Origin of the sequence: Microcoleus sp. PH2017_05_CCC_O_A (assembly GCF_020738785.1) — a bacterium.
In the GTDB taxonomy this organism is placed as follows: Bacteria; Cyanobacteriota; Cyanobacteriia; order Cyanobacteriales; family Microcoleaceae; genus Microcoleus.
Genome location: NZ_JAEQCB010000073.1, coordinates 17311 through 36486, shown reverse-complemented (window position 1 = coordinate 36486; position 19176 = coordinate 17311). Strand labels below are relative to the sequence as shown.

The window sequence follows — 19176 nt, the reverse complement described above, 5'->3', positions numbered from 1 at the left end:
AACTCATATTTCTGGGCGCAGAAACCGGGTTTTATACGAAAATATTGCGTTAATGCCTTGAATAATCGTGCAAAACCCGGTTTCTTGGGTGAGATTTCGTGCAAGCTGGACTAGGCTAAAAAAGTTCTCCAAGCGGAGGCTAGGACGATCGCTGCGATCGCTCCGATGAGTGTATTGAAAAAATTCACTACCTCGTTCGTGAGCCACTCAAACTTTGATTGCACCGTCGCACCAATCACGCTCTCGATGTTCGTAGCAATAAAAGCTGCAACAACACAAAAGACAATTCCTGTCAAGTCAATTACACCCACAGCCCAACTCACAAGAGCAATCAGGATCGATCCGACAATACCTGCGATCGTTCCTTCCAAACTTACCGCCCCTTCCGTACCCCTAGGTACAGGCTGCAAGGTAGTAATCAAAAACGTATGCTTCCCGTAAGCTTTGCCGATTTCGCTAGCGCAGGTATCGGAAAGTTTGGTGCAGAAACTCGCCGCATAGCCCAGCAACAACAAGGAAATCACATCTTGTGACACAGGCCAAATAGCATCTTGTGGCACAGGCATCTTGCCTGTGTCTCCTAAAATACCGCCTGTGTCTCCTAAAATACCGCCTGTGTCTCCTAAACCTGTGTCTCGGAAAATACATAATGCCAAAACTGCCACAGCACAAATAGCAGCGGTTAAAGCCGAACCCCAGACATTTTCCGGGCCTCGGGCGCCCGATCGCTTTTCGGCAATACCTTCAGCTTCTTTTTGGGCTTTGCCAATGCGGGTAACTCCAGATCCGACCAGAAAGTAGAACATGACCACAGCATAGCCTTGCCATCCCAAACTGCCCCAGATGATAACACCCAGCAGCCAACCGTGGAGTTGTCCAGCCGGAGTAAGCAATTTTTTGGGAGCAAGGGTGGCGATCGCGAGTAAAAATGTATTCAGGGCGATCGCCACCAGCCAAGGATTAGACCAAGACAAATAATTAAAAAAGAATTCTGAGTTTTGCATAGCCTCTAGTAGCGTCTCTTATTGTTATGAACAGTCAAGTCTTATTTCATCTTGCCTTCCCCGTAACCGATATCGATCGAACCAAAGCATTCTATGTCAGCGGGCTCGGCTGCGAATTGGGTCGGGAGTCACCCAGTTCTCTCATTTTAAATCTCTGCGGCCATCAGATTGTCGCCCACGTCACCCACGAACCTCTAACACCCCAGCGCGGCATCTATCCCAGACACTTCGGCTTAGTTTTTACCTCGGAGTCTGACTGGGAAGCGCTGTTAGAAATGGCGCGGCAAAAACAGTTGAATTTTTATCAAGAATCAAGACGGCGGTTTCCAGGTTTGCCCACAGAACACCGCACCTTTTTTCTAGAAGATCCGTTTGGAAATTTGTTGGAATTTAAATATTACTGCGATCCAGAAGCAATTTTCGGTCGCAGCGAATACGCTCAAGTTGGAGATTATGTACTAGGAATCAGAGATTGTTACTAGAGATTGTTTGGGTAAATTTAGAGGGTACAATAGGAGCCTCTAGTTCTCGAACTAATGCGTTAATACTTTGAGAATCTGTCACCATTTGGCGGTGCAGCAAAACGTTGAGTTTAACTTCTTTACCTACTGGCATTTGGGAGCTGTGCGACGGTAAAATCATCACATCAAATGGCGTCCACATTGATGTAAAATTTATGCGTTTGAGCATAGTCGCATCTTGGTTCAAATCGCGCAACAAGCCACTATCGGGGCGCATATCCAGGTATCCTGGTAGGCGCAGGGAATAGGCGGTGAGGGTTCCTTTGTGGGGGGAAGATATGGTTATGAAACGCTGGACTCGGTTAATACCTCCGAGTCGCTGGACGTAGTAGCGGCTGACGATGCCTCCCATGCTGTAGCCTACTATGTCGATCGCCTGTTCTGGATCGAACGTCTCAGAAATGTAGTCTGCCAGTTGCTTGGCTAGGGAGTCGAGGCCGAGGCTGCCGTCGTTGGGGGTGAGGTTGAGGCTGTGGACACACCATCCAAGTTGGGTGAGGCGGGCGGACATTTTGTCAAAAATAGTCTTTGTGTCCCAGATGCCGTGGATGAGAATGACGGGATTGCGATCGAGCGAACTGTTCATTTGAAAAGAAAATTGCTTGCCGATTACAGCATAAATTACTCCCCTAGGGAGTTTGACCCCGAGTAGGACAGATGGCGAATCGGCTTGAGGTATCGCTGGCCAATAGCAAATCAGTCATAAATTCTGAGATAATCGTAAATAAGTGCAAAGTTAAAACTGGCATTACTGAGTAAAAATTACTAGAAGCTCTGCATTTTTAATCAAAAAATGTAAATTTTGATTAAGAAATATAGACAAAGGTTGCCTTAGCTCGTAATCTAACTTTGTTGACAAACTTGTACAAATTTCTCTAAAAAAACAAAAGGAGTAAGTCTAATGTTTGGTTTTATCAAAAATTTCTTCGGCGGTATTTTCGGCTTTTTCGCTGGACTGTTGGGCTTGAAAAAGTCTGAATATTTCCTAGATTTGGGCGAATCTTCGGATAAAGAACCTGCGAAGGTTGCACCTGCGAAGGCTGAGCCTGTTGCAGCCGCACCGGCAAAAGTTGAGGCTGTCAAGTCTGAGAAGTCTGAACCGGCGAATAAAGCTAAGGTAGAGAAAAAGTCTAAGAAAGAAAAAGAACCAGTCGCTAGCGCTGCTGCTAAGACTTCGGAAGTGCCGAAGGTACCTGCTGCTGCAACTAACGGCAAAGTGTCGAGTCAAGCTGAACCTGTTCTGACTTTTGCTCCTAATAATTTAATGCCGACACCAACTGCAAATCGTCGCACCCCAGGCCCAAGCATGAATAATTTCCGGGAAATGGCTCGTCAGGTGAAAACCAAGTAGGAAATGGAGAATTCGCAATAGGGAATTGGGGATTGGATAATTCCAAATGCTGGGGTTGAAAAATTAAAAATGGGATTCCTCATTTTTAATTTTTAACTCTTTTTTTATTCCCTATTTCCTGGGTGTCTGAGAAAGGCTAATCCGCTGTATAGCTGGAACGCCGAGTCCCAAGGAGTTTCGGATTTGCGCTCTACCTCTACATGAGATTCGATTTTGCTTAACATATGCGTGTAATCGAGAACTGTCTCCGCAAAGGGAGTAAATTCCGACCAAACTGTAACGTCAAGCTGTTGGTCAAATATTTCTAGCAAATGATTCCAGTTAATTCTGGTGGTACTTTGAGGTATTTGTGGGGATTTTTTGACACTAGATTTTTTGTTTTTTGACTGCGGTGAAGCTACGCTAGTTGCTGAACTTTGAGTGAAGTCAACGCCTTGTTTAAATTCGTAACTTTGGTCGCAAATTCGCAGAATGCAGTTGCGGCTGGGAATGTGCAAGTCGCAGATTTGAGCGTAATCTTGGGTGATTTCTTTGTGGCGAAATTGCTCGTTTCTGCGGTTGGGCGAGTAGTCCATGATTTCCATGAACATTGGTAATAAGCCTTCTACTCTTTGGCTGACTTCTGACCAGTTAAATTCTATAGCACCGAGCCGATTTAGGTTATCTTTACAAACAACCGCTGGAGAAGAGAGAGACTGGAAGTGTTGGACTCGGAAAATTTGGATGTTTTTAATGTCGGCTAGGGTTGCCCAAAATACGGGAATTCCGGCGTTGAGAAGTTCTTGGCCGTAAATTCTGAGTTCGGCGATAGGGCCGGTTTTGTAGAGTCTCCAGCCGCGACTTTGGATTTGCATCCGGGTTGTGTAGGCGTCGATTTTGAAGATTCTGCTGATATTTTGTACGGCTGCGGGTTTGTCTTCGGGACTCACTGGTTCGAGGATGAGGAGTCCGGGTTCTAGGCTGCTGGGGTCGTTTTTGGCAGTTTCGATGGCTTGTTGGCGGAGGTTTTGTTGTGCCGTTTCAATGCGTTGAATGCCTTGGCGGGCCTGGGAAACGATTTTGGGGTTGGTGATGTCGCGGAGTATTTGTTTGTAGGTGGTTTGGGCTTTGTCGGGGTTGTTGGTGAGTTCGTAGTAACGACCGATGTAGTATTGTACCCAAGGATTTTCGGGGGATTCTTTTTGCAGTTGTTTGATGAGTTGGGCGGCTTGTTTGTAGTCTTGGCTTTCGAGGGCGGTGGCTATTTCGTGGATGTCTGTCATGGCGGTTGGGGGAATGGGTGTGTTTCTATCTTGGCTGATGTTTGGTTGGTTTTGCCAGTGATTAACAAGTTTTGCTTTGATGTTTGTGGGTAATTTTCGGCTGTTTGCAAGGATAAGATTTAGATTTTATAACCGCGGATGAACGCGGATGTGTCCTGAGAAGTGCTATATAATATTTGGGCTGGTGTTTGTTAAAGTTGATTGGAATTAATGCTGAGGGTGTATGAACCTTTGCTGGTGCGATCGAGTCCTTGAACAACTATTTTGTAAGTGCCGTTACTGGGCAATTTTACGGTTATTTGGGATTCTCTCTTGTTGACGCGAACTGCTTTGATATCTACAATTTTATTGTCACTGGGTGCGATGAGGGTGATGAAGTGCTCGAAGGATCTGCTTTTGAGGTCGATGGTGATGGATTGATTTGCATTTCCTTGGAAGCTGTGTTCGCGGTAGAAGCTGCCGTTGGGAAGGCTGGGGTCGCCGTCTTTGAGGGTTCCGCGTTGCTGTAGGAGGGAAAGGGAGGTGAGTTTTGGTCGATCGACATTTTTGAAATCTAGGCCATAATTTGTCATGGGTGTATCAAGACCATTTCCTTCTCTGACTGTGACGATAAAGGCAGTTTGGTTTTTGGTATCTCGGACTATTTTATCAATAAAGTTGGCTTGTATTTTGGGTTGATTTAAATGTTTTGGTTGGTCAAAATTGGGTTTTGATATACACAGAACCACGCCTCCATCTTGATAGCGGGCGCTGTAGAACCAATATTTTTGACCGTTAGTTGTGAATTCGTTTCTGAAGAAGATAGTGTATCTTTCAAGTTGCGGTAGTTGTTGGTTGGGGCGACAATTTTTATCGATGTTGATTTCGGTGGTTGATGGCTGTCGCTGGGCGAAAACTGCTGGGATGCTGGCGGTGGCTAAGACTGCTGAGATAATGGCGGTGATTGTGGGCGATCGCATTTTCATGAATTATACTCCCGTTTTTTGATTTTCTTTGAACCGTAGATGCACGCAAGTTAACGCAGATGTCGGAAAATTAATCTTTGTTACGATCGAGGTTTTGTTGGATTCTAAATTTTCTTATTTTTCTCGAATAACTTGATACATTCTGTCAGCCTTTGTCTGCCATTTACCTGAGTGTCTGAACCATTGAGTCTCTGAAAACTATTTAAATCTATAGATTTAATCTGATAAAGTTTATGTCCTGCGGGGCCGTCCGTGAACTCAATCACGGTGGGATGGATCATAGTGTTTTTATTGACATTACCTCGAAAACAGTAACGATAACTTGTATTTCTTTGGTAGCCAAATCCTGTGACAGTCTTCTTGGATTTCCTTAAGAATATGTACTCTTTACCGGGCTGATTTGTTTTGCTTGTTTGTCCGTAAAAGTAGTCGCCATTGGGGATGCTTTGAATGGTCGGTGTGGATTGTGCTAAGATTGGGAGGGAAGCTACACTAAAAATTAGTAAGTTGATTGTGAAGCTTAAGGGCGATCGCATTTTCATCATTGTTTATCTCTGTAAATATTTCTCTAATTCGGCTGTGCGCTGTTTAGTAGCTCGTTCCAAACACTCATTCAGAAAGCCTTGAAACCCGCTACCACCGCGATTTCTATACACTTCAAATTCGCAGCTATTATCTCGCACTTTGATCCAGCCTAACTGAGCTTCCGCAAGTAGGGCTTTCTCTTCCTTGCTCAATTTAGCAGCCAGTTGCTTGTAAACCTCGTTCAGCCGTTTATCCGAGGCTTCGTACCTTAACCTAATACAAGATCTGACTTGTGCATCTCCTTGGGGGCGATCGCAATTAATCTGTTGAGCGATCGCAGAGTGCTCAGATTGTGCGAAAACTGATGTTGTAGCTAACATTGTCAAAAGCGCGATTGACCAAAAGAGCGATCGGCTTTTCCTTAAATTTCTTTTCATTGCCCTTAAACACCTATTTTACGAATTCTCTTAACACAAGACAGATTTGATATAATAAATTTAAAACTTTTTTTTATATTTGGCGGTTCGCCCTGTCGATGGGATTGCCAAAGTATATTTGATAGCTGCATCTACCGCCGGCATATTTGACCAAATACCAATTTTGCGATCGATTTCAACTTCTAGAAGCGTCACCAGATTGTCTGTCATGATTACGGAATCAGCTAACAATCGTGTTTGCTGGCCCTCCGGTGTTGCTAGGGAAACAAAAACCCGGCTTGGGTGTCCTGCGCGGGCTAAATTGCTAGTAATCATCGCTGTAATAGTTTGTCCTAAACCAGTGCCCAGATTGTCCGCTTGAACTATCAAAACTGGACGGCGTTTCGCAGTCCGCAAATCAGCGTTGGGAAACAAAGCCAGCACTACATCACCTCGCCTATAAAGCATCGTAAGCATCCATTTCAGGTCGTTCCCAATCCTCTGCAAACCTGCTCAACCTTACCCGTAAATCTCCTGCTTGTTGCCGATCGATACCGAGAGATTGCAGCTCTACTAATCCTGATTCTGCCAGAAAAGTAACGATAACTTTCCCTTCGGTTAAGTCGCCCGGAGTTTCCAATAACACAACTTTGCCGTCTCGATATATACCCTTTACTGATTTTAACATTTTAGTTTTATGCCTAAGGACTCATTGACATTTTAGCTTCCTTTACCATATCTAGCACTTCAGGAAAATATTTTTTGGGATGGCTGCTTTTCAAAAGCGGCTCCTACCAAGGATAAAGCCACCATCGGTGCTGTTACCGCCCTCAAAATTCTCCTACCCAAAGAAACAGGTTCAAAACTAAATTCGATCGCCCTTTCCACTTCTCCATCAGTCCAGCCGCCCTCCGGGCCAATAGCAATCGCGATCGATTCCGGCTCTTCCTCCCCCGTTAAGAAGGGGGGCTGGGGGGGTTCTAAACCAGCTATTACAGTCGATAATTCATCCGTACCGCCAAATCAAAGGAAAGAGGCTCATAAACCGTCGGCACAATTTGACGTTCCGACTGTTCCGCCGCCTCCGCAGCAATTCTTCTCCAGCGATCGACTTTTTGCGTACTTGGTTTGAGCAAAGTGCGATCGCTCGTCACGGGTACAATACTTGCCACTCCCAACTCCGCGGCCTGTCGGACAACCTCATCAAAGCCGTTTCCCTTGGGCAAAGCGGCGATCAAAGTTACTGCGACGGGAAGCTCCCTGTTAACCGCAATCTCCTCTGTTATCGAGGCAAATAACCCGGTTTCCTGCACTTCTAGAATTGCTGACCACCAATGTCCGCAGCCGTCCATTGCTATAAATCGATCGCCCGCTTGCAACCGCAACACGCGATTTAAATAATGCTGTTGTTCTTTTGTTAAGTCGATTTTGTTAGCACTAATTTGGGCTGCGGTAACTGCTAATCTTTGTAATTGAGCCATGAGATTTTGGATTGCTCGCTTTGTATTAGATTTTTTTATTTAACCGCAGAGGCCGCAGAGAACACAGAGGAAGAGAGGAAGAGAAGAGATATAGGACTTCTCAGAAAGATGAGGTATTACTGTAATTGGAGTTTTTGATGCGATCTCGCTTACTATATAATCACCATAAGAGGGCTGAAGCCCAACAACATACCTCACCTATCTGAGAAGGGCTATAGACTATTTACCCGACTTATTTCTTAGTCGGCGGAGGCCGACATTGTTTGTATAGAAGCGATTTCAATCGCCGTTTTTATCTAAAAAAAAACTGTTCAGAAACAATAAAGGCAAAGCATTTACAACCGGAATTATTTGACAAATTCAAGGTTTTTTCTGCAAATGCTCTGCCCTTATGTTACTTTGGTCTGAACTTTATCTGATGCGATCGAAAATTGACAATCGAAAATCGGCTTATCCTTCCTCCTTAATCTTCTTCAAATAAGTGGAAATTGCCTCTGTAGCTAGCTGCGTGATAGGCTTGCCCTGACGGGCTGCTTCTTCCTTGAGCTCGTTGTAGATTTCATCGCGGACGCTGATGCGACGGCGGACTTTACCACCGCCAGCAGTGGCTGTCTCGTTTTCATCGCCGTTACTAGACGTAACATCTAAATCATTAATCTCAGTTGTCATCGAGTCAGCAGATTGGTGATTGGTTACAAATTGACGGATAGATTCTAACCCAACGCGATCGCAAAAATCGCCAAAACTCTCGCTTTGTTGCCGTTTTTGCTTGAAATAAACAAAAATTGGCTCGAAAAAAGCTTCAAAATCATTGACGTGCAGCTTTTCCTCAATGGGTTTTGCCAGCCGGGTTTGTGAGGGAGAACCGCCCAGCCAAATCTGGTAAGATTCCGGGAAACTCCCAACAAATCCCAATTCTGCCATATAAGGGCGAGCGCATCCATTGGGGCAGCCAGTCATCCGCACTACAAAATGCTCGTCTGGTAAGCCAACTTTGGTCAAAATCGCCCGAATCCGCTCTAAAATGCCGGGAATCGCGCGCTCGGACTCGGTAATCGCTAGCCCGCACGTGGGAAATGCCGGACAAGCCATAGAATAACGTACTAAGGGGTCGATCGCAGTTTCCGCTTGAATGCCGCGGCGATCGAGTATTCCCTGAATTTCTGATTTGATATCCGGCGAAATATCGTAAATCGTCACGTTTTGGTGCGGTGTCACCAGCAGAGGCAAATTGTACTTCTGCACGATTTCCCGCAAAGCCGTTTTTAGCTGAAACGAGCCTTCATCCTTAATCCGACCGTTTTCTACGGAAATGCCGACAAACAGTTTGCCGTCGCCTTGTTCGTGCCAGCCCAAGAAATCAAAATACTTCCACTCAGGCAGAGGTTTAAACGCTTCTAGCGGTTTGCCAAAATATTCGGCTACTTTTTCTTGGAACCACTTGACGCCTTTGTCGTTAATCAGGTATTTGAGTCGGGCGTGTCGTCTGTCTGTGCGATCGCCAAAATCTCTTTGGGTTGCTACAATTGCCTTGACCAAATTGTAAACATCATCCTTGGCAACATAGCAAATCTCGTCCGCAACGCGAGCAAAAGTTTCTTCTTTGTTGTGAGTGCGCCCCAAACCGCCGCCGGCAAACACGTCAAAACCTTGCAACTCGCCAGCTTCATTGGTAATTACCACCAAGCTCAAATCCTGAGAGTACAAGTCTATTGAATTGTCTCCCGGTACAGTAACAGAACACTTGAACTTGCGCGGCATATAATGCTCGCCGTAAATCGGCTCTTCCTTGTCGTCGCTAAAGATTGTGCCGTTCGCGTTTTGCTGTCTGGCGGCCTTAACTGCGGGGTCTTCCTCAGCGGAAATAGCCTTTTCGCCATCGAGCCAAATTTCGTAATAAGCACCGGTTTGCGGTGTCAGCAAATCGGCGACATTGTTGGCGTATTGCAAAGCATACTGGTATTCTGGGCGATTTTTGTAAGGTGCTGGCGGTGCCATGACGTTGCGGTTCAAGTCGCCGCAAGCTCCCAAGGTTGACCCCATATTTTTAATAATTGAGGAAAACACTGCTTTAAGATTTTTTTTCAGCACGCCGTGAATTTGGAAACCTTGGCGGGTTGTGACGCGCAGCGTGTGGTTGCCGTATTCTTCTGATAGCTTGTCTAACGCCAAGAATAGCTGGGGTGGAACTAACCCGCCGGGATTGCGGGTGCGGAGCATGAACTGATAGTCTTTTTCTTGTCCTTTAACTCGATTGTCGCGGTTGTCTTGCTGGTACGAGCCGTGAAATTTGAGAATCTGAATCCCGTCTTCGGTGAAGTGGGTTGTTTCTTGTAACAGTTCAGTCGCAACGGGTTCTCGTAAATAGTTGCTGCGTTCTTTGAGACCTTCTGATTTCGAGGGCTTGCGCGCCGCAGCGGTTGAATTGGTAGATGTGATCATGGGAATGTATAGTGCCAGTTATAATTAGATAAAGGTCGATCGAATATTTCTTGACAATTGGACAGTTGACAAATTTGCACTTGACAAATTTCCTCAGAAATGCTGTGGCGGATCTGTTGACAACCCGGTTAAGAACTAAGTTAATAACGGTAATCCGGTAGGAATTCTGATGTTGTTCTATTTTAACACGTTCGAGCCCGGGCCCCAGAAATTGTAATTAAGAGTTTATACTTTGGCTAGCTTAACTGCTGGAAACTTTAGAAATAATTAACCTCAACCTTTAAAACTATGTCACTGTATGACGAAGACACCTTTGTGGTATTAGAAACAAACCAGCCGGAGCAGTTTTTGACGGCGGTGGAACTATTAGAAAAGCTGAAAGCGGTCTTATCCCAGGAACACGAAGATTTGCCGGCTGATGTGGTAAAATTTCCTTCGGTGGAAGCTCAAGCTAAGTATTTAATTGATACTTATTGTGAATTAGATGTCGGGCCTGGAAAGTTTTTGCAGTGGTATGCAGTGCGATTGGAAAAATAATTTTGGGAATCGGGCATTGGGCATTGGGCATTGGGCATTGGGCATTGGGCATCAAGAATTGGTTATTACAACCAACAAGTAACAAATAACAAATAACAAGTAACAAGTAACAACAAACAAAAATAACCAACAACTAACTCATGCCCTATGCCCTATGCTCCATGCCCCATGCCCAATTCCCAATTAATCTTCTAACTGTTGAACAGATGATACTTCAACGGCGGTAACATCGATCGTACCGGGCGGCGTCAAACGGCTAAAATGACCTTCCTCTATTTTCAGAGGTTCACCGCAGTTGGCACACTGAAACTGAGTTTGATTTAAAGCTGTGAATTCGTACTGACAAACAGGACACTTGTCTTCAATTAAATTGCGTTTCAGCCACCACTGAAGCGCGAAAAATCCTACCACAGGTGTCAGCAGCAACAAACCTACTACAATCAACAATGATTTAACTACCCAACCCAAACCAATTGACACCAACACGCAGGCGATGCCCAGCAATATCAGCCAATTGCTAATACGGGGTAGGTTTAAAGAGATTTTGGGGGTGCCTTGGTTCACGGTGGTCTCCTTTGGTGTCTTTTCAGGTAGGCATAACTCTATCAGTTGACAGTTGACAGTTGACAGTTGACAGTTACTGTACGGGAATCAAATTGTACTAATAAATTTAGATAGTGTTTGAGCTAATTTTCCTATTATACATTGAGAAACTGCCCTCTACGTCATAAATTAATCTGGGCGATCTATCTGAAAAATCCCAATTAGAGATTGACAAAGGGATTGAAAACTGAACGCTGCGAGGGTTTGTTCCCTCAACCAATGCCGATCGCACTTTTTATCTTTTCCTCGCAGCATTTCCACACAAGCAACCGCTACTGCTGCCGGATCTCGGTGAGGAACTCGCCATCCCAGTTTACCATCTTGCAGCGGATCGGCAGATCCGTCCGCGTCCCCGGCGAGCACTGGTATTCCGCAAGCTAGAGCTTCCAAATACACTATACCGAAGCCTTCCTGGGAGGGCATTACATAAGCATCGGCTAACTGATAATGTGCTGCTAAATCTGCTGTCGGTACAAAACCCGCAAATATAACTCTTTCGGCAACTCCCAAATCGGTGGCGAGTTTTGCTAATCTAGGGCGATCGTCCCCGCGTCCAATAACCAAGTATTTCACATTGGGAAAACTTTTGGCAATTTCCGGCAAAGCTTGAATTGTGACATCGACGCCTTTGTAACTATCAGTCGATCGCAATCGGGCTACAGTCATCAATATTTTAGCACCAGTCAGATCGTACTTTTCTAATAAATGCAGCGGTTTGGGGCCGATAGTAAATAGTTTTTCATCTACAGTACAAGGCACTATTTGGAATTTCTCGGGATTTAAGTTGTTGAGTTCGCAAGTGCGATCGCGCGTGTACCTGCTAATCGTCCAAATGCGATCGGCTTGTCTCATTGCTATTTGATATTTTAGCGGAAGTGTTTCCCAAACTTCCTTGCCGTAAGTTAAAATCGTGTAGGGAATTCCCAACGGCTGGCATAATGTTTGAATCAGCGGTGCAAGTTTGATGTGACCGCAGAAAACCCGTTGAGGTCGTTTTTGCACCAAGCAGGTTAGCAATTTGGTGGCAAACTTAAAACGGCCAAGCCAAGCGGGATCAGTTTTTAGGTAAGAGAATTTGAGATTTTTGGACTCGAAGGGATTGTGACAATCTGGCCCATCTCGCAACAGCAAAATTTCTGCTTGTGGCGGAAGGTTGTTGGCTGCGGTTAGTGACAAATAAGCTTTCAGGATGTCTTGAATGTAGGATTGAATCCCGCCTTCGCTGGAAAATATTTCTAGGAAACAGAATAGGTGATTTGTCGATCGCATTTTTATTTAGATTTGATAGATAAGAAGACACGGCGGTTGAAACCGCGTCTATACAAGCGAAACCCGCCTCCGCGGGTTGAAGATAAAAGACACGGCGGTTGAAACCGCGCCTATACAAGCGAAACCCGCCTCCGCGGGTTGAAGATAAAAGACACAGCGATTGAAATTACGTTATTCTCTTTAGTCGGCGTCCGGCGGACATCGTTTGTTTGGCGTGCGGTTTCAACCGTACGTCCTATCTTAACTTTCATCTGGGCCCTAACTTTCATGTCGCCCAAAAAACAAAAAGCCCCTAAACATCGCTGGTTAGGGGAGAAAATTATCAGGGTGCATCTACTAATGTGGTTAGTATAGCATCCTTTTGTGGGGTGTCACCCATCATGGGTGACACCAACGCAGTTTTTTCGATGAGAATAAATTATATTTGAGGTGCTAAATGATTGCCAAAGCTTGTATGTCCGATCGCATTGTCGCTGTTAACCTAAGATAGGACTGACGCAAAAATCCTCAGAAAGCCTGTAGATTCGTAGATCTATGCTCGCGAAAGCCGATATTTTTCCAGAAATCGGGTTGGCGATCGGCAAGTCCTATATTATTTAAAATAAATCCGTGCTAGACCTCAAATTAATCCGAGAAAATCCGCAAGCCGTACAAGAGGGCCTCAACACTCGCGGAGGCAATCACGAAATCGAGCCAATTCTGCAACTAGACAAACAGCAGCGGGAGTTGGAAGGTAAGCGATCGCAACTGCAAGCCCGCAGCAACGAAATAGCCAAACTCATCGGGCAAAAAAGAAAATCGGGTTTACCCCTCGAATCTCCCGAAATTCAGACTCTGCAAGCCGAAGGTAACGAAGTCGGCACGCAGTCGAACGAATTGCAAGCACAGGAAAAAGACTTAAAAGCTCAAATAGAAGCTCTATTGTTACCATTGCCGAACTTGCCCGGTAAGTCAACTCCGTTAGGCAAAAATGAAGATGAAAACATCGAAATCCGGCGCTGGGGAGACGAATACATTCCCCAAAATCCCGAGATTTTGCCCCACTGGGAAATCGGCGAAAAATTAGGAATTATCAACTTTGAACGGGCAGTAAAAATCGCTAGTCCCCGCTTTGTCACGTTAGTTGGCGCAGGTGCAGCCCTGGAAAGAGCGATTATTCAATTCATGCTCGATCGCCATACAAAAGCTGGTTATATAGAAGTAATTCCCCCACTTTTAGTTAATACCGAATCCCTCACTGCTACAGGTCAATTGCCGAAATTTGCTGAAGAAAGTTTTAAGTGCGATCAAGACGATTTATGGTTAATTCCTACTTCTGAAGTTCCGGTGGTGAATTTGTACCGAGGTGAAATCTTGACAGCAGAACAGTTGCCAGTTTATCACTGTTCTTTCACTCCTTGTTTTCGCCGGGAAGCGGGAAGTTACGGCAAAGATACGCGGGGATTGATTCGGTTGCACCAATTTAATAAGGTGGAATTGGTAAAACTGGTGCATCCGAGTACCTCTGAAGCCGAGCACGAAAAGCTCGTGCAGGATGCTGAGGGTGTTTTGCAGGCGCTGAAATTGCCTTATCGGGCGATCGAGCTTTGTACCGGCGACTTAGGTTTCGCGGCGGCAAAAACCTACGATTTAGAGGTGTGGCTGCCTTCTGCGGGCAAATACCGCGAGATTTCGAGTTGTTCCAATGTCGCAGATTTTCAAGCGCGGCGGGCAAATATTCGGTTTAAAGAAGCGGGGAAAAAAGGTACTCAATTCGTGCACGCGCTTAACGGTTCCGGTTTAGCTGTGGGGCGGACAATGGCGGCTATTTTGGAGAATTACCAGCAGCCGGATGGGACGGTAAAAGTGCCGGAAGTTCTCCAATCTTATCTCGGTCGCGAGGTTTTGTAAACTACGAAGACACGGCGGTTGAAACCGCGTCTATACAGACAAAACCCGCCTCCGCGGGTTGAAGACAAAGGCGGTTGCGAGGTATTGTAAACTACGAAGACACGGCGGTTGAAACCGCGTCTATACAGACAAAACCCGCCTCCGCGGGTTGAAGGCAAAGGCGGTTGAAATTAGGCGATCTTCTTGAGTCCGCGGAGGCGGACATTGTTTGTGTAGGCGCGGTTTCAACCGCCGACTCAAACGGGGTTTCTGACTTACAAATTTTTTAGTGCTTCCTTGATATCCAGCGCCAAAAATCTATCCAACGCTAAATACATCCAATAAAGAGATAACTGAGCATCACTGTTAGTCTTTTGAAACCCCAAAGCATAGGACATTTTTTCATAGCTGGGGTGAATAATTAACGTGTACAAGTCGCAAAGATTGGGAAAATCTGTTTGGATTTCTACTAAAATTTTTTGTACATCCTCAATCAAAGTAATTCGGTATTCTTCTAAATATTTCGGATCGATTACCCAACAGCGGACAAACACTGACTGGCAATTCCGATCTCCTGGTAGCGCCATCTTGAAAGGATCGATATCAGAAACAGAACTTAAATGCAGGCTTTTGCTCGGAGCACTAAAAAAATTAACATCCGATTCGCTAGCGGTGGGATAAAGTAAATAAAATCCGACTGGATTGAGATTGTCACAGCGACGCAAAACTCGCATTCCTTTTGAATATTGAGCAGCCGAAAGCCGAATAACTTTAGCAATCTTTTGGGGAACTGCGTTCGTACTGCGGTTCATCCAGTTATAATAGCTTGCTAGTAAATTAGCGACGGGAATTGCATCGCACCGAGGGTTAAAATCATCTAATTTGAGTTTGACTGAATTTTCGGGCTTCGGCGGATCTAAAATTTCTGGGATGGGTTGAATTTGAATTGCTGTAGCGTTTCCGTCAAAGTGTTTTTCGATCAATCCGAGTGCTTCTAGTTTATCTAACATCATGCCGGCGGCGCGATCGCTCCCGCGATCGGAATCCGAGTAAAATAGTTCTGCTGCTTCCCGGTGAGTGCACTGCACTTCTGTGGCTGGTAATTCCAGTTTAGTCAGCGGCGGTTTGACGCGGGGCTGGCTTTCCTGAAGCTGTTTCACTGATAAGTAAATCCAAAGCCTGACAAAGCATTCAGCCCTAGTGCGAGTGACGCCTACTCGTTTCATCAACAGGGAAACAGCAGCGCGGCGCTGAGATTGAGAATACCAAGCATCTAGTTTTGCAATATCCATTTCAGTCGGGAAGCAGGGAAGGAACTCTAGTTATATTTTGGCTTAATTTTACAAAAAACTTCACCCCGCTTCATGTTACTTGTTGCCGCTGTTGCTGAACTTGTCTGATTTCCCCTGACTCTACAATACAACTGGTTGCTCCTTGCAGGTTCAGTGCTTCACAAAGCACAATCAATTTTAGATATTTTCAGGCTTGATTTAAGTATGTCGTTGAACAGTTGACAGTTGACAGTTGACAGTTGACAGTTTGAGAGCGGCCTCTACCCTTAAGTCCGAGGATTGGAGTAATGAATAGTCTGATTTTAATTTCTCCCGATCAGGGAGAGGCTTTCAACCAATTCTTTCTGGTTAAATTGATTTACACTCACTTACTTACTTACTTACTTAACAAACAACGAACTCGACTAAATTAGTATTTTGAGAGGTTTAGGGTATGCACAGCGCTTATATCAATCGGATTGGGAAATTTTTGCCGGGAGAAGCGATTAATAATGATGAGATGGAGGAGTATCTAGGCAAAATTGCCGATCGCCCTTCGAGAGTCAGACAGCGCATTCTCAACAGTAACGGGATTAAACTGCGCTATTACGCGATCGACAAACAGCAGCAAACACTGTATTCTAACAGCCAAATGGCGGCTTTTGCTGTCCGGGACGCGATCGCCCAGGCAAATCTGGAACCAGGGGCGATCGACTTATTAGCCTGCGCTACCACTTTACCAGACTTATTAGTACCAGGATTTGCCAGCACAGTACATGGGGAACTTTCCGAATTATCTCCCCTAGAAATAGTTTCAACTCAAGGAGTTTGCTGTGCGGGAGTTACCGCCTTAAACTACGCCACATCTCAACTCGAACTCGGCAAAAAACAAACAGCAATCGCCGTAGCCTCCGAATTTCCCTCGCGCCTGTTCAAAAGCAGCAAATTTGAAACAGAAACATCAGTCCAAGCCGGAAAACCCCTACCTTTCGATACAGAATTTCTGCGTTGGATGCTATCCGACGGCGCCGGAGCATTTTTGCTCCAAAACCATCCGAATGCCTCAGGAATTAGCTTAAAAATAGAATGGATTGAATTGATTTCCCACGCCAACGCCTATCCAGTTTGTATGTATTCAGGATTAGCAAACGAAACATCAACCAAAAGCTGGTTAGATTATTCATCCTACCTCGATGCAGCCACAGCCGGAGCCTTTGACTTGCGGCAAAATATTCGCTTGCTAGACAATGTAATGAAATTAGGCGTTGAAGGTTGGCTGGGCTTGATTAAATCAGGGAGAGTTTGTCCGCAGGAAATTGACTGGCTGCTGTGCCACTATTCGTCTCACTTTTTCCGGGGACAAATTGTCGAACTTTTGGAACAAGCAGGCTGCATGATTCCCGAAGAAAAATGGTTTACTAACTTGTACTCGCGGGGAAATACAGGCTGTGCAGCGATTTATTTAATGTTAGAGGAATTGTTCAACTCTGGCAAGTTGCAGTCTGGACAAAAAATCTTTTGTTTTGTTCCGGAAAGCGGTCGCTTTACAACGGCTTACATGATGTTAACTGTTGTGGAAAACACTAATAAATCTATGACTTCTCAAAGTTTTCAATCCCTTGATGTTCCCGAAGCTTCGCCTCTCGAAAGTGTTAAACCGGAAATGTTTTACTCTCCGCAAGCTTATTTGTTGCGGGAGTTAGCCTGGATTTGGCTGAGATTCGATCGCGAAATTCGTTCCGTTCCTATTGTCCGCAAATTGTACCGGGGAGAGTTTACAATAGAAGACTATCAAGCTTTGCTGTGCAATCTCCGCCCGCAAGTTGTCGAGGGAGCGCGCTGGATTGCTCGGGCTGCTTCTAACATGACTGACTTTCGTTTGCGATCGACTTTTATAGGACACGCCCAAGACGAACACCGCGACTATCAAATGTTAGAACGGAATTATGTTTCTGTCGGCGGCGAGTTGTCAAAAATTGTGGAATATGATAAGAATATTGGCAGCGAAGCACTGTCAGCTTTTATCTTCCACCAAGCATCGCGGGAAAATCCGGTTGATTTAATTGGCAGTATGTTTATCATCGAAGGATTGGGAAATCGGTTGGCGGGAAAGTGGGCAAAACAAATCAAAGAAACTCTCGGTTTGCAAGACGAACAAGTATCGTTTTTAGCTTATCACGGAGCTAATGACGAGTCGCATTTAGCCAAATTAGAAAATTTGATTAATGCCGAATGGATGACAGAGGACATCGCCCGTCGCATTGTCAAAACCGCCCGCGTCACTGCTCGTTTATATTTGCTGCAATTGGAGGAAATCCGCTAATGCAAAAGCTGCAAAAACAAGATATCGAAAGTCTCCCCGATGAGCGGCAAATCCCCTATGCGACGAAACCGTACAACCGCCGAGATCCGAATGTTTGGGATGTCCTGTTTTGCGATCGGTCAATTCCCGTCGATTTAGTTGCAAAAGCATATATGATGCGGGATTTGCAAAACTGGACTCGCAATTATTTGCTCATCCCGATCAAAATAATTGCTAACTTGTTGCTAGCGGTAATTATGATCGCAAAGCGTTTGTTGCCCTTTCAATTTCGCGCTTACACTTTAATGCACAAATCGGCTGCATTTTTCCTAAATAACTTTGTCTCGCCCGAAGCTTGTTATTTAATTGTGCGGCACATCAGCATCGGTTCCAACATTATCAACTTCTTAATTGACAACGGCCCGGACACCGAGATTGAAAAGTCAAAACTTTATCCGCGTACAGTTAGCGATTTAGCAGAAAATGCCTTTCTCGAACACGATTTAATTTTGTATAACTTTGTCTGGGATTACAACCAGGCAATGCTGACAAATCCCAACTGGTTGCAGCTTGTCCAAAAACGCGGAATTAATTATGATAGCATTCAACCTGTAACAGTTGCAATAGATTTTGAAAGGCCGAGGTGGCTGAGGATTTTGGATTTAGAATCTGCGATCGAATTGTTTAAAGTATTTTATTCTCTCTGTTTGACTAGCGACGAATTTGCGCGAGCGGTAATGTCGCTTCAATTAGATGAAAACTTCGGAGTGTACGTGAGCCAGATTACCGGAAATCACGACTGGAATCATGTAATTGTCAACCGCCATCCGCTAGCACCAAACAGTCCGTTTAATGCAGCGCGCGACTTGTTTTTGCACGGAATAATTTCGGAATATCTCTATCGGTATTTGGAATTGCGAAAAGAGATGAGCCATGTTGAAAATTAGGGTGCGTCAGCTCTCGAATAAAAAAAATCAAATAGGTTCGTAGTGAGACTTCAGTCCGCATAATTTCAAGAGAACTCAATTTCTCACTACAAAAAAATTTACTAAGGATAATTGAGTGATATAGCCTTTCTCAAAAAGATGAGGTATAACTGGCAGATCGTATAACCACTTAGACTAAGAAGGCTAAAGCCCAACAACGTACCTCATCTTTCTGAGAACCGCTATATGATATAATACCATTTATAAAAAATGTGGCAACTATAAAATTGTTGGCCGGAGTGAAACGGAGGGTTGTTTAGTTCACCTAATGTGTAAGGTGCGTCGCCCCACCGATTTTTACTCTTTTTTAGAGATTGTCGAGGGATCCACACCCTACATATACTCTTGCATTAATTTGGCAAATTGGTATAA

General features: G+C 44.9%; 20 protein-coding genes. 6 read left to right on the top strand and 14 right to left on the bottom strand.

Annotated features, from left to right (window positions below):
• Window positions 1–110: 110 nt before the first annotated feature.
• Window positions 111–1004, bottom strand: coding sequence for a TIGR00297 family protein (locus tag JGK20_RS17935; RefSeq protein ID WP_293181920.1), 894 nt, complete (start codon window positions 1002–1004; stop codon window positions 111–113).
• A gap of 26 nt (window positions 1005–1030) precedes the next feature.
• Between JGK20_RS17935 and JGK20_RS17930 the strand changes: the two genes are divergently transcribed.
• On the top strand, window positions 1031–1486 hold the full coding sequence (locus JGK20_RS17930; RefSeq protein ID WP_293191691.1) for a VOC family protein: 456 nt from the start codon (window positions 1031–1033) through the stop codon (window positions 1484–1486).
• On the opposite strand, the gene JGK20_RS17925 is transcribed toward JGK20_RS17930, so the two are convergent.
• The gene (locus JGK20_RS17925) at window positions 1470–2111 is read right to left on the bottom strand and encodes an alpha/beta fold hydrolase (RefSeq protein ID WP_293181916.1); all 642 of its coding nucleotides are present in this window, start codon (window positions 2109–2111) and stop codon (window positions 1470–1472) included. The genes JGK20_RS17930 and JGK20_RS17925 overlap by 17 nt on opposite strands.
• Window positions 2112–2426: 315 nt before the next feature.
• On the opposite strand from JGK20_RS17925, the gene JGK20_RS17920 reads away from it, so the two are divergent.
• Window positions 2427–2876: a hypothetical protein gene (locus JGK20_RS17920; protein WP_293181914.1), complete on the top strand. Its 450-nt coding sequence runs from the start codon at window positions 2427–2429 to the stop codon at window positions 2874–2876.
• 104 nt (window positions 2877–2980) lie between these two features.
• Here JGK20_RS17920 and JGK20_RS17915 read toward each other — a convergent pair whose 3' ends face one another.
• The 9 genes from JGK20_RS17915 to sir all read right to left on the bottom strand — a co-directional run bounded on the left by JGK20_RS17915 (window position 2981) and on the right by sir (window position 9967).
• Entirely contained in the window at window positions 2981–4138 is a 1158-nt protein-coding gene (locus JGK20_RS17915; RefSeq protein ID WP_293181912.1) for a tetratricopeptide repeat protein, read from the bottom strand.
• A 191-nt stretch (window positions 4139–4329) separates the two neighbouring features.
• Entirely contained in the window at window positions 4330–5097 is a 768-nt protein-coding gene (locus tag JGK20_RS17910) for a PPC domain-containing protein (RefSeq protein ID WP_293231623.1), read from the bottom strand.
• A 110-nt stretch (window positions 5098–5207) separates the two neighbouring features.
• Complete coding sequence (locus tag JGK20_RS17905) at window positions 5208–5648, bottom strand: hypothetical protein (protein WP_293181908.1); 441 nt, start codon at window positions 5646–5648, stop codon at window positions 5208–5210.
• Between the two features lie 3 nt (window positions 5649–5651).
• Complete coding sequence (locus JGK20_RS17900) at window positions 5652–6008, bottom strand: lysozyme inhibitor LprI family protein (protein WP_293181906.1); 357 nt, start codon at window positions 6006–6008, stop codon at window positions 5652–5654.
• A gap of 117 nt (window positions 6009–6125) precedes the next feature.
• Window positions 6126–6512, bottom strand: a complete 387-nt coding sequence (locus tag JGK20_RS17895) for a type II toxin-antitoxin system PemK/MazF family toxin (protein ID WP_293191687.1) — start codon at window positions 6510–6512, stop codon at window positions 6126–6128.
• Window positions 6502–6732, bottom strand: coding sequence for a hypothetical protein (locus tag JGK20_RS17890; protein WP_293181902.1), 231 nt, complete (start codon window positions 6730–6732; stop codon window positions 6502–6504). The genes JGK20_RS17895 and JGK20_RS17890 overlap by 11 nt, the downstream gene beginning before the upstream one ends.
• Before the next feature lie 59 nt (window positions 6733–6791).
• Window positions 6792–6932 (bottom strand): 16S rRNA (uracil(1498)-N(3))-methyltransferase, encoded by a 141-nt coding sequence (locus tag JGK20_RS34590; protein WP_366039118.1) that lies wholly within the window; start codon window positions 6930–6932, stop codon window positions 6792–6794.
• A 104-nt stretch (window positions 6933–7036) separates the two neighbouring features.
• Entirely contained in the window at window positions 7037–7525 is a 489-nt protein-coding gene (locus tag JGK20_RS17885) for an RsmE family RNA methyltransferase (RefSeq protein WP_366039115.1), read from the bottom strand.
• Window positions 7526–7975: 450 nt separating this feature from the next.
• Window positions 7976–9967, bottom strand: a complete 1992-nt coding sequence (gene sir / locus JGK20_RS17880) for a sulfite reductase, ferredoxin dependent (RefSeq protein ID WP_293212060.1) — start codon at window positions 9965–9967, stop codon at window positions 7976–7978.
• A 288-nt stretch (window positions 9968–10255) separates the two neighbouring features.
• Between sir and JGK20_RS17875 the strand changes: the two genes are divergently transcribed.
• The gene (locus JGK20_RS17875) at window positions 10256–10504 is read left to right on the top strand and encodes a chlororespiratory reduction protein 7 (protein ID WP_293181897.1); all 249 of its coding nucleotides are present in this window, start codon (window positions 10256–10258) and stop codon (window positions 10502–10504) included.
• A 183-nt stretch (window positions 10505–10687) separates the two neighbouring features.
• Here JGK20_RS17875 and JGK20_RS17870 read toward each other — a convergent pair whose 3' ends face one another.
• Together JGK20_RS17870 and JGK20_RS17865 are read right to left on the bottom strand one after the other, a co-directional pair.
• Window positions 10688–11068 carry a hypothetical protein gene (locus JGK20_RS17870; protein WP_293212062.1) on the bottom strand — a complete coding sequence of 127 codons (381 nt, stop codon included), beginning with the start codon at window positions 11066–11068 and terminating at the stop codon, window positions 10688–10690.
• Window positions 11069–11236: 168 nt separating this feature from the next.
• Complete coding sequence (locus tag JGK20_RS17865; RefSeq protein WP_293191679.1) at window positions 11237–12376, bottom strand: glycosyltransferase family 4 protein; 1140 nt, start codon at window positions 12374–12376, stop codon at window positions 11237–11239.
• 609 nt (window positions 12377–12985) lie between these two features.
• On the opposite strand from JGK20_RS17865, the gene serS reads away from it, so the two are divergent.
• Window positions 12986–14266 carry a serine--tRNA ligase gene (gene serS / locus JGK20_RS17860; RefSeq protein WP_293181893.1) on the top strand — a complete coding sequence of 427 codons (1281 nt, stop codon included), beginning with the start codon at window positions 12986–12988 and terminating at the stop codon, window positions 14264–14266.
• 254 nt (window positions 14267–14520) lie between these two features.
• Here the strand turns inward: serS and JGK20_RS17855 are convergent, their stop codons facing one another.
• A complete protein-coding gene (locus JGK20_RS17855; protein WP_293231620.1) occupies window positions 14521–15537 on the bottom strand; it encodes a hypothetical protein in 1017 nt (338 codons plus the stop codon).
• Window positions 15538–15970: 433 nt separating this feature from the next.
• Between JGK20_RS17855 and JGK20_RS17850 the strand changes: the two genes are divergently transcribed.
• Window positions 15971–17839, top strand: a complete 1869-nt coding sequence (locus JGK20_RS17850) for a 3-oxoacyl-[acyl-carrier-protein] synthase III C-terminal domain-containing protein (RefSeq protein ID WP_293231617.1) — start codon at window positions 15971–15973, stop codon at window positions 17837–17839.
• Window positions 17839–18765 carry a hypothetical protein gene (locus JGK20_RS17845; RefSeq protein WP_293231614.1) on the top strand — a complete coding sequence of 309 codons (927 nt, stop codon included), beginning with the start codon at window positions 17839–17841 and terminating at the stop codon, window positions 18763–18765. The genes JGK20_RS17850 and JGK20_RS17845 overlap by 1 nt, the downstream gene beginning before the upstream one ends.
• Window positions 18766–19176 lie beyond the last annotated feature (411 nt).

What these genes read in the sequence shown, in the direction of transcription:
- JGK20_RS17935 (WP_293181920.1), bottom strand. Translation starts at nt 1,004, where the DNA reads ATGCAAAACTCAGAATTCTTTTTTAATTATTTGTCTTGGTCTAATCCT.
- JGK20_RS17855 (WP_293231620.1), bottom strand. Translation starts at nt 15,537, where the DNA reads ATGGATATTGCAAAACTAGATGCTTGGTATTCTCAATCTCAGCGCCGC.
- JGK20_RS17875 (WP_293181897.1), top strand. Translation starts at nt 10,256, where the DNA reads ATGTCACTGTATGACGAAGACACCTTTGTGGTATTAGAAACAAACCAG.
- JGK20_RS17925 (WP_293181916.1), bottom strand. Translation starts at nt 2,111, where the DNA reads ATGAACAGTTCGCTCGATCGCAATCCCGTCATTCTCATCCACGGCATC.
- JGK20_RS17920 (WP_293181914.1), top strand. Translation starts at nt 2,427, where the DNA reads ATGTTTGGTTTTATCAAAAATTTCTTCGGCGGTATTTTCGGCTTTTTC.
- JGK20_RS17905 (WP_293181908.1), bottom strand. Translation starts at nt 5,648, where the DNA reads ATGATGAAAATGCGATCGCCCTTAAGCTTCACAATCAACTTACTAATT.
- JGK20_RS17845 (WP_293231614.1), top strand. Translation starts at nt 17,839, where the DNA reads ATGCAAAAGCTGCAAAAACAAGATATCGAAAGTCTCCCCGATGAGCGG.
- JGK20_RS17895 (WP_293191687.1), bottom strand. Translation starts at nt 6,512, where the DNA reads ATGCTTTATAGGCGAGGTGATGTAGTGCTGGCTTTGTTTCCCAACGCT.
- JGK20_RS17890 (WP_293181902.1), bottom strand. Translation starts at nt 6,732, where the DNA reads ATGTTAAAATCAGTAAAGGGTATATATCGAGACGGCAAAGTTGTGTTA.
- JGK20_RS17865 (WP_293191679.1), bottom strand. Translation starts at nt 12,376, where the DNA reads ATGCGATCGACAAATCACCTATTCTGTTTCCTAGAAATATTTTCCAGC.
- JGK20_RS17900 (WP_293181906.1), bottom strand. Translation starts at nt 6,008, where the DNA reads ATGTTAGCTACAACATCAGTTTTCGCACAATCTGAGCACTCTGCGATC.
- JGK20_RS17885 (WP_366039115.1), bottom strand. Translation starts at nt 7,525, where the DNA reads ATGGCTCAATTACAAAGATTAGCAGTTACCGCAGCCCAAATTAGTGCT.
- JGK20_RS17930 (WP_293191691.1), top strand. Translation starts at nt 1,031, where the DNA reads ATGAACAGTCAAGTCTTATTTCATCTTGCCTTCCCCGTAACCGATATC.
- JGK20_RS17850 (WP_293231617.1), top strand. Translation starts at nt 15,971, where the DNA reads ATGCACAGCGCTTATATCAATCGGATTGGGAAATTTTTGCCGGGAGAA.
- sir (WP_293212060.1), bottom strand. Translation starts at nt 9,967, where the DNA reads ATGATCACATCTACCAATTCAACCGCTGCGGCGCGCAAGCCCTCGAAA.
- JGK20_RS17910 (WP_293231623.1), bottom strand. Translation starts at nt 5,097, where the DNA reads ATGCGATCGCCCACAATCACCGCCATTATCTCAGCAGTCTTAGCCACC.
- JGK20_RS17915 (WP_293181912.1), bottom strand. Translation starts at nt 4,138, where the DNA reads ATGACAGACATCCACGAAATAGCCACCGCCCTCGAAAGCCAAGACTAC.